Source organism: Cellulomonas sp. A375-1, from assembly GCF_001040865.1.
GTDB classification, from domain to species: Bacteria; Actinomycetota; Actinomycetes; order Actinomycetales; family Cellulomonadaceae; genus Cellulomonas; species Cellulomonas gelida.
Map to the genome: position 1 here is coordinate 46,206 of NZ_LFKW01000134.1, position 11,185 is coordinate 57,390.

At 73.8% G+C, this 11,185-nt stretch carries 14 protein-coding genes; 8 read left to right on the forward strand and 6 right to left on the reverse strand.

All coding sequences use genetic code 11. The annotated features are described in order from the left end of the window. The coding region (locus tag CWIS_RS19570) for a hypothetical protein (protein ID WP_048344098.1) at positions 1-262 on the reverse strand (262 nt) is incomplete at its 3' end. 244 nt (positions 263-506) lie between these two features. Here CWIS_RS19570 and CWIS_RS14610 point away from each other — a divergent pair. Continuing rightward, positions 507-1,109: a class I SAM-dependent methyltransferase gene (locus CWIS_RS14610; RefSeq protein WP_048344087.1), complete on the forward strand. Its 603-nt coding sequence runs from the start codon at positions 507-509 to the stop codon at positions 1,107-1,109. A gap of 12 nt (positions 1,110-1,121) precedes the next feature. Here the strand turns inward: CWIS_RS14610 and CWIS_RS14615 are convergent, their stop codons facing one another. Next, positions 1,122-3,254, reverse strand: coding sequence for an MMPL family transporter (locus CWIS_RS14615; protein ID WP_048344046.1), 2,133 nt, complete (start codon positions 3,252-3,254; stop codon positions 1,122-1,124). Positions 3,255-3,422: 168 nt separating this feature from the next. On the opposite strand from CWIS_RS14615, the gene CWIS_RS14620 reads away from it, so the two are divergent. Both CWIS_RS14620 and CWIS_RS14625 read left to right on the forward strand, forming a co-directional pair. Continuing rightward, entirely contained in the window at positions 3,423-4,562 is a 1,140-nt protein-coding gene (locus CWIS_RS14620; protein ID WP_048344047.1) for a sensor histidine kinase, read from the forward strand. Beyond that, the gene (locus tag CWIS_RS14625) at positions 4,559-5,263 is read left to right on the forward strand and encodes a response regulator transcription factor (protein ID WP_048344048.1); all 705 of its coding nucleotides are present in this window, start codon (positions 4,559-4,561) and stop codon (positions 5,261-5,263) included. Before CWIS_RS14620 ends, CWIS_RS14625 begins: the two co-directional genes overlap by 4 nt. A 109-nt stretch (positions 5,264-5,372) precedes the next feature. On the opposite strand, the gene CWIS_RS14630 is transcribed toward CWIS_RS14625, so the two are convergent. The 3 genes from CWIS_RS14630 to CWIS_RS14640 all read right to left on the reverse strand — a co-directional run bounded on the left by CWIS_RS14630 (position 5,373) and on the right by CWIS_RS14640 (position 6,919). Then, positions 5,373-5,939 (reverse strand): hypothetical protein, encoded by a 567-nt coding sequence (locus CWIS_RS14630; protein WP_048344049.1) that lies wholly within the window; start codon positions 5,937-5,939, stop codon positions 5,373-5,375. A 16-nt stretch (positions 5,940-5,955) separates the two neighbouring features. Continuing rightward, positions 5,956-6,402: a GNAT family N-acetyltransferase gene (locus CWIS_RS14635; RefSeq protein ID WP_048344050.1), complete on the reverse strand. Its 447-nt coding sequence runs from the start codon at positions 6,400-6,402 to the stop codon at positions 5,956-5,958. A gap of 157 nt (positions 6,403-6,559) precedes the next feature. Then, the gene (locus CWIS_RS14640) at positions 6,560-6,919 is read right to left on the reverse strand and encodes a hypothetical protein (RefSeq protein ID WP_156186676.1); all 360 of its coding nucleotides are present in this window, start codon (positions 6,917-6,919) and stop codon (positions 6,560-6,562) included. Positions 6,920-7,149: 230 nt separating this feature from the next. On the opposite strand from CWIS_RS14640, the gene CWIS_RS14645 reads away from it, so the two are divergent. The 5 genes from CWIS_RS14645 to CWIS_RS14660 all read left to right on the forward strand — a co-directional run bounded on the left by CWIS_RS14645 (position 7,150) and on the right by CWIS_RS14660 (position 10,734). Beyond that, on the forward strand, positions 7,150-7,752 hold the full coding sequence (locus CWIS_RS14645; RefSeq protein ID WP_053071767.1) for a class I SAM-dependent methyltransferase: 603 nt from the start codon (positions 7,150-7,152) through the stop codon (positions 7,750-7,752). Between the two features lie 75 nt (positions 7,753-7,827). After that, complete coding sequence (locus CWIS_RS18470) at positions 7,828-7,992, forward strand: hypothetical protein (RefSeq protein ID WP_156186677.1); 165 nt, start codon at positions 7,828-7,830, stop codon at positions 7,990-7,992. Continuing rightward, positions 7,989-9,470 carry a glycosyltransferase family 39 protein gene (locus CWIS_RS14650; RefSeq protein ID WP_082156501.1) on the forward strand — a complete coding sequence of 494 codons (1,482 nt, stop codon included), beginning with the start codon at positions 7,989-7,991 and terminating at the stop codon, positions 9,468-9,470. Before CWIS_RS18470 ends, CWIS_RS14650 begins: the two co-directional genes overlap by 4 nt. A 73-nt stretch (positions 9,471-9,543) precedes the next feature. Then, positions 9,544-10,377 carry an aldo/keto reductase gene (locus tag CWIS_RS14655; RefSeq protein WP_048344053.1) on the forward strand — a complete coding sequence of 278 codons (834 nt, stop codon included), beginning with the start codon at positions 9,544-9,546 and terminating at the stop codon, positions 10,375-10,377. 93 nt (positions 10,378-10,470) lie between these two features. Beyond that, entirely contained in the window at positions 10,471-10,734 is a 264-nt protein-coding gene (locus CWIS_RS14660) for a hypothetical protein (protein ID WP_048344054.1), read from the forward strand. 78 nt (positions 10,735-10,812) lie between these two features. On the opposite strand, the gene CWIS_RS17800 is transcribed toward CWIS_RS14660, so the two are convergent. Then, a partial coding sequence (locus CWIS_RS17800) for a cellulose binding domain-containing protein (RefSeq protein ID WP_048344101.1) occupies positions 10,813-11,185 on the reverse strand: 373 nt, incomplete at its 5' end.

Genomic DNA, 11,185 nt, shown 5'->3' on the forward strand with positions numbered 1-11,185 from the left:
GTCCGCCCGCCGGCAGCACCCAGTGCGACGGCACGGGGATGGTGTCCCAGGTGCTGTCGTCGAACGCCTCGAGGGCGACGTCCTCGGCACCCTCGCCCGGAGGGAGGACGCCGTACGCACCTGGCTGGCCCGGTGCGCCGGGCAGCAGCCGGAAGCGCCAGTCGCCGTTCAGGGAGAGGGTCGGGGCGTCGGTGTGCAGCCAGGAGCGAGCGGGGCGCCGCGCGCCGGTGCCTGGCCCGCGATCGGTGAGATACCCGGTCATGCCGTGACCGCTCCTTCCGTGAGGCCGCCGCGCGACAGACGCTGCAGCACGGCCTTCGCGAGAGCGAGCGGGACGACCGCCAGCAGCACCTCACCAGTGGTGAGCCCGACGTTCAGCCCGAGCGTAATGGGGTCGAGCGAGGAGTATGGGCGCGACGGCCGTGGCGGAGCGGCAGGTCGGGCGCCCGGACGGGACGGTCGGCGCCGAGCCACGTGGTGCCGGTGAGGTCGATCGGGGAGGCCGGGTGGACGGGCGCGATTACTGGGACGGGCAGGCGGCGACCTACGACCGGGCGACGGCATGGGTCGAGCCGCGGCTGCTCGCGCCGGCGCGCGAGTGGGTCGCGCAGCGCGTGCGCGGGCGGACGCTGGACGTCGCGGTCGGGACGGGGGCGAACCTGCCGTACCTGCGCGGACGGTCCGACGAGCTCGTCGTGACCGACCAGAGCGCGGCGATGCTCGCGATCGCGAAGGACCGGGCGGCCCGCGAGCGCGTGGCCATGACCGCGGTGCGGGCCGACGCGGCGCACCTGCCGTGGCCGGACGCGTCGTTCGACTCGGTGGTGTGCACGTTCGCGCTGTGCTGTGTTCCCGACGAGGTCGCGGTGCTGGCCGAGCTGCGCCGCGTGGTCCGGCCCGAGGGGCGGGTGCTCGTGGCGGACCACGTGGAGTCGTCGGCGTTGCTCGGGCGCGTGGTGCAGCGCGGGTTGGACGTGGTCGGGCGGCGGCACGGTGAGCACCATCGTCGTCGGCCGTTGCTGCGGCTCTCGGACGCGGGCCTGGCGGCGGTCGAGCACGGGAGCAGCCGCTACCGGCTGGTGGAGCGGGTGGCTGCGCGCCGCGTCTGAGCCGCGGGGGCGTCACGCCGGTTCGGTGACGTCCACGTGCGGGAGGAGGCGGTCGAGCCACCCCGGGAGCCACCAGTTCGCGTCGCCCAGGAGCTTCATGGTCGCGGGCACCAGGACGAGCCGGACCAGGGTCGCGTCGAGCAGGATCGCGGTGGCGAGCCCGACGCCGAACATCTTGGTCGCCGCGTTCTCGCCCAGCACGAACGCGAGGAAGACGCAGATCATGATCGCGGCAGCCGACGTGATGACGCGCCCGGTGCGGGCGGTCCCGCGGACCACGGCCTCGTCGTTCGAGCCGGTGCCCGTGTACGCGTCGCGCACGCGGGACAGCAGGAACACCTCGTAGTCCATGGACAGCCCGAACAGCAGCGCGAACATGAACATCGGGATGAACGACACGATCGGCACGGTCGACTCGAGCCCGATCAGGTCGGCGGCCCAGCCCCACTGGAACACCATCACCATGACGCCGTACGCGGCGCCGATGCTCAGCAGGTTGAGCAGCACGGCCTTGAGCGGCACCAGCACCGAGCGGAACACCAGCATGAGCAGCACGAACGACATCGCCAGGACCGCGCCGACGAGCAGGGGGAGCCGGTCGTTCACGCGTTGCCCGACGTCGGCGAAGCTCGCGGTCTGACCACCGACGTGGGCCGCGGCGGGCGTCCCGGCCAGCGCCGCGGGGAACACCTCGGTGCGAAGCCGGTCGATCGTCCGGGCCGTGGCGACGTCCTGCGGGCCGGTGGTGGCGTGCGTGACGATCGTCGCGAGCCCGCCGCGCCGCACGGGCGGCTCGACCGCGGCGACGCCCGGGTCGGCGGCGACCGCCTGCGCCACCGCGTCGGCGGCGTGGGTGTCGCCGGCGAGGTCGACGACGACGACGAGCGGGCCGTTGCGACCCGGCCCGAACCCCTCGGCGACGAGGTCGTACGCCTGGCGCTCGGTGCGGCTGGGCGGGAGGGCGCCGTCGTCGGGGATGCCGACCCGCAGCGCGACGACCGGTGCCGCGAGCGCGAGCAGGACCACGGTCACCGCCACCCCGTAGGCGGCGGGGTGCCGGGTGACGTGCCGGGTCCAGCGCTCCCACCGCGGGCTCGTGGTCTCGAGCCGGTGGCGGCCCACGACGCGTCGGCCCGCGACCGCGAGGAGTGCGGGCAGCAGGGTCACGGAGGCGACGACCATGACGAGCACGACGAGGGAGATCGCGATGCCACCGGCGGTCATGAACGGCACGCCCGCGACCGCCAGGCCCAGGATCGACACGACGACGATCCCGCCGGCGAACACCACGGGCCGCCCGGCCCCGGCGAGCGACCGCGCGACCGACTCGTCGACCGCCATACCCTCGGCGAGGTGCTCGCGGTGGCGGGTGACGACGAACAGCGCGTAGTCGATCCCGACGCCGAGCCCCACCATGGCACCGAGCACGGGCGCGAAGCTCGGCACGGTCATCACGCCGGCCAGCAGCGTCATCCCGCCGATCCCGACGCCCAGGCCGAGCACCGCCATGCCGACGGGCAGCGTCGCCGCGACGAACGAGCCGAACGCGAGCAGCAGCACGACGAGCGCGGCGACGATCCCGACGAGCTCGCCCACGTTGCTGTCCGCGCTCGAGTAGGCGAAGAACAGGTCGCCGCCCATCTCGACGCGCAGCGCGGGGTCGTGCGGCACCGCCTCGAGCGCCGTCAGGTCGGCGGCGGAGAGCTGGTCGAGCCCCGGGTACTGGACCCGGAGCTGCGCGACGCGACCGTCGGGTGACAGGGCGCCGACCGCCGCGGCGTCCCGCGCCCCGGTGAGGGCCCCCACGGGGTCGGTGGTGCCCAGGACGTGCGGCAGTGCGCGCACGTCCGCCTGGAGCCGGGCGAGGGCCGCGCGCGCGGCCTCGTCGTCGCGGAACGTGCCGTCGCCCGCGGGGGTGACGACCACCTGCGCGGTGATGCCGGCCTGCCCGCCGCCGGACGCGGCGACGAGCTCGTTGGCGCGCTGGGAGTCCAGCCCGGGCGCGGTGAACCCGTCCTCGAGCTTCGCGCCCGAGGCGGCGGCCGCGCCGACGACGACGACCGTGAGCGCCAGCCACGTGCCGATCACCGCCCAGCGGCGCCGGGTGGCGAACCAGCCGATCCGGTACAGGATCTGGGCGAGCATCGGGTTCTCCTCGGGACGACGGGCGGCAGCATCGGACCCGTCGATCGTCGTGACGCGCCCCGGTGCGCCACATCGGCCGCGCGGTCCGTGCCCGATGGCCGGACGTGCTGCCCAGACCTGGCCTTTCGGCCGATCCGGCCCGCGGCCCCCGTCCCTACGCTGGGCGCCGTGATCCTCGACGCCGCGCGACGACTGTGGGCGCTGCCGCCCGCCCCCGACCCGCCCGTGCGCGTGTGGCGCGACTGGGCGCTCGTCGTGCTGGTCACGGTGACCGCGGTCCTGGAGGTGACGCTGCGCAAGGACGTCGCGTGGCCGTTCGCGGCGGTGCCGATGACGGTCCTGCTGGCCGGCACGCTGCTGTGGCGCCGGACCCACCCGTTGGCGGCCGTGCTGGTCGCCTTCGGGGCCGTGCTGGTCGTCGAGGTGGCGGTCCGCGTGTCGGGGACGACGAGGTCGGTCGGCCTGGGCTCGATGGGGTTCGTCCTGGTGCTCGGCTACGCCCTGTACCGGTGGGGCTCCGGTCGGCAGATCGTGCTCGGGTCGGCGGTGTTCGGCACGGCGTTCGTGTCGAGCATCACCCGTGACCCGACGTCGGTGGCCGAGACGGTCGCGGGGTTGTTCGTCGTGACCCTGCCGGCCGTCGTCGGCCTCGTCGTGCGACTGGGGTTCACGGCGCGCACGCGTGCGCTGCAGGACGCGCGGTCGCGCGAACGTGAGCAGCTCGCGCGCGAGCTGCACGACACCGTCGCCCACCACGTGTCCGCGATCGTGGTGCGTGCGCAGGCGGGCCGCGTCGTTGCCGCGACGGACCCGTCCGCGGCGCGTGAGGCCCTCGCCGTGATCGAGCGCGAGGGTGCCCGCACGCTCGCCGAGATGCGCACGCTCGTCGGTGCGTTGCGCGGGACCGACGAAGCCGCCCTCGCGCCCGTCCGCGACGTCGCGGACGTGCCCTCGCTCGCCTCGACCGACTCGCGCGTGGTCGTCGAGCAGTCGGGCCGGCTCGAGGACCTGGGCCCCGCGGTGGGTGGCGCCGTGTACCGGATCGCGCAGGAGTCCGTCACCAACGCGGTGCGGCACGCGCGCGCCGCCACGAGGATCGTCGTGCGCGTCACCGGGGACGACGACGCGGTCCGGTGCACGGTGGCCGACGACGGTGAGACGGTGGGGCCTGTGCGCGGGACGGGGTACGGGATCGTCGGGATGGCCGAGCGAGCGGCGCTGCTGGGCGGCTCGCTGACCGCGGGGCCCGCGGAGCCTCGTGGCTGGGTGGTGGCGGCCGTCCTGCCGCGTCGGGGGGTGGGGGCATGACCTCCGACGACGAGCGCGGCGGGGGGCCGGGCGACCGCGCGCCCGGGACGGACGTGCGTGTGCTGGTCGCCGACGACCAGGAGATCGTGCGCACCGGGCTGCGGATGATCCTCGACGCCCAGCCCGGCATCCGAGTGGTCGCCGAGGCCGCCGACGGTCTCGCCGCCGTCCGGCTGGCCCGTGAGCTGCGCCCCGACGTGTGCCTCCTCGACATCCGGATGCCGGGGATCGACGGCCTGGCCGCGACGCGCCTGCTCGCCGGACCCGACGTCACGCACCCGCTCGCGGTCGTGGTCATCACCACGTTCGACCTCGACGAGTACGTGCACGGCGCGCTGCGCGCGGGTGCGCGCGGGTTTCTGCTCAAGGACGCCGGCCCCGAGCTGCTCGCGCAGGCCGTCCGCGCGGCCGCCGACGGCGAGGCGTTGATCTCCCCGGCCGTCACCGTCCGCCTGCTCGCGGCGTTCGCGCAGACCCGACCTTCCGCACGCCGCGACCCGCTCGAGCCGCTGACCGCGCGCGAGGAGCAGGTCCTGGTCACGGTCGCGCGCGGCCTGACCAACGCCGAGATCGCGACGGAGCTGCACGTCTCCCTGAGCACCGTGAAGACGCACCTCACGGGCCTGACGACCAAGCTCGGCGCTCGCAACCGCGTGCAGATCGCGATGTGGGCCTACGAGACGGGCCGCTTCCGCCCCTGAGCCCGAGGAAGGAGTCGCGCGCGCTACACCTCCTCGTCGACGCGGCTGCAGGCGCGTCGCGCCGACGAGCTGGCACCCGGCCCTGGCCATCACAACGAGGGCGCGTTTGTCACGGGCTTCTTGAAGAAGAGATGTGGAGCAGGCGGCGCAGTCGTGCGTGGCGCTCGTCCCTGCGGGCCGCGCGGGCTCGCTCTCGTTTCTCGCGTCGTCGTCGGTGGACCTCCGCGAGCGGGACCAGCGGAGCGATGTGCGCCACCCGCTCGCGCAGCATGGCGGCGTCGGCGTCGGTCAGCTCGACGACGATCGACGACGCGCAGTCGTGCAGGCCGACGATCGACTCCCTCGAGGCGTTCGGCGTCACGTAGCCGGACACGTAGATCGACCACGGTGCGTACAGCTCCGCGTCCGCCCACTCGGGGTCGTCGGGAGTCAGCGAGAGGCTGATGCCTGGATCGGAGCGCTTCGGGTGGCGTCGTCGGATGAGAGCGGTCAGTCGCGCCTGCGCCGCGAGCACCGGCTCGGGCATCTGGTCGTCGCGGTAGTCGCTGCAGACGTCGATGGACACGCAGCGCAGGTCCGGCCGGACCAGGTCGAAGATCGCGGCACTGACCGTCGCGGCGTCGTCGCGATCGCGCACGTGCGCATCGATCGTGTACGCCACGCGCGCCTGTTCCACGGGCCCGACCGTAGTGCTAGGGCGCGTCGGTCAGGGGCTTCTTGAAGAAGGTGGCGGACTCCTCGTAGCCGAGCGCGGTGGAGAACGCGCCTACTCGTCGGCTCGCGAGCGCGAGGTAGGCGGCGCCGGTGTCGCGTCCCCACTGCTCGGCGTGACGCATGAGGTCTCGGCCCACGCCTGACCGGCGGCGGTGCTCAGCGACCATGACCTCCTCGACCCAGGCGACCGGGCCGTTGGCGAGGAACGTCAGGTGCCGGTGGGCGAGCAGGTATCCCACCACGACCTCGTCGGACTCGGCGACGGCGATCAGCGCGCCCGGGGCCGAGCGCAAGGCCCGCCACGTCGCCTCGAAGGCCTCGCGCCGTGGGGCGAGCGACGTCGCGAAGTCGCGGGCGAGCGGCCAGACCTGGTCGGAGTCGGCCGCCCGCGCGACGCGCACGCGCGGGCGAGGGTCCTGCGGCATCGACGCAGTGTCGCGAGCGGCCGTGCATGCCGCAAGGGTGTGGGCCGACGCTCGTCGCTCGCAGACTCCGGGAGTGCGGCTCTCCACACGCATGCTCGTCGTCGAGGGGGTCGCCGGACGGTCCGTACGCCGGCTGCCTGACGAGCGCCCGCGACCCCTACGGCGCTGCGGACGGTACCGGGTCGTGCAGCACCACCTCGGTGGAACTGCCGCGAGCGAACACGAACCAGTACACAGCCGCAGCCACACCCACGGCAGCCAGGACGACGCCCACGCCCAACCACACGTTGCGACGCAGGTCGGGGCGCCTGACCCGCAACCAGACGCCCACTGCGAGCGCGAGCAGGGAGACCAGCGCCCCAGCCGGCGGCAGCAGCACCAGCAGCACCAGGCCCGTGACAGCCGTGACCACGGCACCTGTCACCGCACGCCTGTCGTCTGCGGTCAGCGTCCTCGGGTGTTCGACGCTGGCCGCGAGAGCCTCGGGCGGTCCCAGCTCAGCGATCGCCGCGGTCACGCCCTCGCCCGTCGAGCCGGGCCCCAGCGGCTGGTCCACCTCGGTGCGTGCCGTTCGCTTCACGTGTGAAGTCCCCCTTGAGTGCGCGGTCGTCCTCGCGGACGCACTCCCGCCAGGCCGACCTGAATGCCATCAGGGCGGACAGCCCCGATGGTGTGAGCATGCCGTACCGGCGAGGCGCCCCATCCGACGCCGCGCCTAGGCTGGCCGGGCGCGGGAGGGGAGCTGCAGTGGTGGAGGGGCAGGCGTACTGGGACACGCAGGCGGCGACGTACGACCGGGCGACCGCCTGGATCGAGCCGCGCCTGCTGGCTCCCGCCCGCGAGTGGGTCGCGCAGCGCGTGCGGGGCCACACGCTCGAGGTCGCCGCCGGCACCGGCGCGAACCTGCCGTACCTCCGGGGCCGGTACGAGCTGGTGGTGTGGGACTCGAGCGGAGCGCTGCTCGCCGAGGCGCGGGGCCGCGCACGTGACCTCGGCGTCGACGTCACCGCGGTCCAGGCGGACGCGTCGCGCCTGCCGTGGCCCGACGCGCACTTCGACACCGTGGTCTGCACCTTCGCGCTGTGCTGCGTGCCGGACGAGGTCGCGGTGCTGCGCGAGCCCGCGAGTGTGGTGCACCCCCAGGGAGCAGTGCTGCTCGCGGACCACGTCGAGTCGTCCGCCTGGCTCGGGCGCCTGGTGCAGCGCGGGCTCGACGTCGCCGGCCGACGATACGGCGAGCACCACCGTCGTCGCCCGCTCCTGCGCCTCTCGGAAGCCGGCCTGACGGCGGTCGAGCACACCGCCGGCCGCTACCGCCTGGTCGAGCAGGTCGCCGCATGTCGCGCATGACCGCGGAACCCCGGACAGGCGCTAGGCCCGGTTCCTAGAGTTGCGGACACCCGAACCCGGCATCCGGAGGGCCCGATGGCCGAACGCCCGCCCGACGACATCCGCGCCGGCGTGCTCGTCCTGCTGGCGGCGGTGTGCGCCCTCCCAGTCGTCGCGTGCCTCGGTGCGGTTCGCGACGCAGCGGGCGTCGTCGTCGCTTCTCCCCTGCTGGCCGCGGCGGCTGCGACGTTCGTCGGATGATGCGGATAAAGGAGGAGACGGACGTCGACGGGCCGAAGCCGATCGCGTGGCGGCCCCTGCTTGCGGTCGTCGGCGGGCTCGTCGTCGTGCTGCTCGCCTTCGCGGGGCGGTACGGGGCGCACCGGGACGAGCTGTACTTCGTCGCCGCGGGGCACCGGCTCGCGTGGGGCTACCCGGACCAGCCTCCGCTCACGCCGCTGCTCGCGCGCCTGGCCGACGAGGCCGCGCCCGGCAGCGTGTGGGCGCTGCACGTGGTGCCTGCGCTCGTCGTCGGGGCGCTCGTGCTGGTCGCGGCGCTGACGGCCCGCGAGCTGGGCGGGGCGCGCGTCGAGCAGACGGTGACGGCGGTGCTGGTCGCGACCGGTGTGGTGACGCTGGTCTCCGGGCACATGCTGTCGACGACGACGACGGACACGCTGTTCTGGGCGCTCGTCGTCTGGCTCACGCTCGCGACGCTGCGGCGCGACGACCCGCGCGGGTGGCTCGTCGTCGGCCTGGTGGCGGGGGCGGGGCTCGAGAACAAGCACCTGGTGGCGTTCCTGCTCCTCGCGCTCGCGGTCGCAGTGGTGGCGACGCGCGAGACCCGCCACCACGCGCGCTCGCCGTGGGCGTGGGCGGGCGCCGGGATCGCGCTCGTGCTGTGGCTGCCGAACCTGCTGTGGCAGGCGCAGCACGGCTGGCCGCAGCTCGAGCTCGCGGCGGACATCCGCGACGAGTACCTGACGCTCGGGGGACGGCTGGAGTTCGTCGGGCTCTCGCTCGTGCTGCTCAACCCCGTGGTGACGGTGGTCTGGGTGATCGGGCTCGTGCGCCTGCTGCGGGAGCGCGCGTGGCGGTGGGCGCGGCCCGTCGCGTGGGCGTACGTGCTGCTCGTCGTCGTCTTCCTCCTGACGGGCGGCAAGGCGTACTACCTCGCGGGCCTGTACCCGGCGCTCGTCGCCGCGGGCGTGTGCGCGCTCGCGGCCACGCGGCCGGCCCGACGCACCGCGCGGCTGGGCGCGATCGCGGCGGCCGCGAGCCTTATCGCGCTGCCCGCGGCGCTGCCCGTGCTGCCGGTGGGCACGTTCGCGGGCTCGCCGTGGGCGGCGCTGGGGGAGGACCAGGTCGAGATGATCGGCTGGGACGTGTTCTCCGCGCGCGTCGCCGAGGTCGTCGACGAGCACGACGCCGGGCTGGTGCTGACCGCCAGCTACGGCGACGCGGGTGCGCTCGAGCACGTGCGCGTGCTGCCGTCCGACGTTCGGGTGGCCAGCGGCCACAACGGGTTCGCCGCCTGGGGCCCGCCGCCCGACGACGAGCGCACGGTCGTCCTGACGGGCTACCCGCGGGCGCCTTCGTGGATGCGCGGCTGCACCCGCGTGGCCCCGGTCGCCACGGGCGTCGACAACGAGGCGTCGCAGGCTCCGCTCTTCGTGTGCGACGGGCCGACGAGGCCATGGGACCAGGTCTGGCCGCAGGTCACCCACCTGTCCGCGTGAGCGCGGGCGCTCGTCGGGAATCCGGGCGGGATCCGGGTGAGACTGGGCGCACCGCATCAGCACAGGAGGAACGATGACGTCCGTCCCCACGATCGCTCTCAACAACGGTGTGACGATCCCGCAGCTCGGCTTCGGGACGTTCCAGATCCCGCCCGACGAGACGAAGGACGCGGTCCTGACGGCGTTCGAGGTCGGGTACCGGCACATCGACACCGCGCAGGGCTACGGCAACGAGAAGGGCGTGGGCGACGCGCTCGCGGCCAGCGGCCTGGCGCGCGACGAGGTGTTCGTGACCAGCAAGCTCAACAACAGCTTCCTCACGCACGACGACGCTCTGGCCTCGTTCGAGCGCACGCTCGAGGCCCTCGGCTCGGACCACGTCGACCTGTTCCTCATCCACTGGCCGCTGCCGACGGCGAGCGACTTCGTCGCGCGGTGGCGCGCGCTCGAGGAGATCTACGCCTCGGGCCGGGCGCGCGCGATCGGTGTGTCGAACTTCCAGGTCAACCACCTCAACCGCCTCCTGGCGGAGACGACCGTGGTCCCCGCGGTGAACCAGATCGAGGTGCACCCGTACCTGACCAACGAGGCGGTGCGGGCGGCGGACGCCGCGCACGGCATCGCCACCGAGGCGTGGTCGCCGATCGCGAAGGGCGAGGTGCTCGACGACCCGGTGGTCCAGCGGATCGCCCAGGCGACGGGCCGCACCCCGGCCCAGGTGGTGCTGCGCTGGCACGTGCAGCGCGGGGACATCGTGTTCCCGAAGTCCGTGACGCGCTCGCGCGTCGAGGAGAACTTCGCGCTGTTCGACTTCGAGCTCTCGCCCGAGGACGTCGCGGCGCTGGGCGCCCTCGACCGCGGCCACCGGACAGGTCCCGACCCGGACACGTTCGACTTCGTCGGCTGAGCTCGGCGGCCCGGGCCGACCCGCTCGGCGCGCGGATGCAGGCGGTCGCGCCTACATTCCAGAGGTCCGTTCGTCTGGCTTCTGGAGGTTGGCATGACCGTCACCGGGATCATCTCCGCGATCATCATCGGCCTGATCATCGGGGCGCTCGGACGACTGTTCGCGCGCGGCAAGCAGGACATCCCGATCTGGCTGACGATCGTCGTCGGCATCATCGCGGCGCTCCTGGGCTCGCTCCTGGCGGGTCTGCTGGGCGTGCGTGACACGGACGGGATCGACTGGATCGAGCTCCTCATCCAGATCGTGCTGGCCGTGATCGGGGTCTCGATCGCGGCGAACATGCGCGGTCGCCGGTAGTACCGGACGACGCAACGGGAGAGCCCCGGGGGCCAGATGGTCCCCGGGGCTCTCCCGTGTGCGACTGCAGTCAGGCGATCAGCTGCAGGCCGTGCCGTTGAGCGTGAACGACGTCGGGTTCGTGTTCGTGCCCGTGTGCGAGCCGTTGAACCCGATGTCGGCGGTCTGCCCCGGTGCCAGCGTGCCGTTCCAGGCCGCGTTGGTCGCCGTGACGTTCGCGCCGGACTGGGTCCAGTTGGCGCTCCAGCCCTGCTGGACCTGCTGGCCGTTGGCGAAGCTGAACTTCAGCGTCCACCCGTTGAGGGGCGTCGTGCCGGTGTTCGTGATCCTCACCGACGCCGTGAAGCCGGTGTTCCAGCTCGGGGCGTTGTAGGTGACCTTGCAGGTCCCGGTGGGGGTCGTCGTCTTCGTCGTGACCGACAGCGCGGAGGAGGCTGCGGAGACGTTGCCC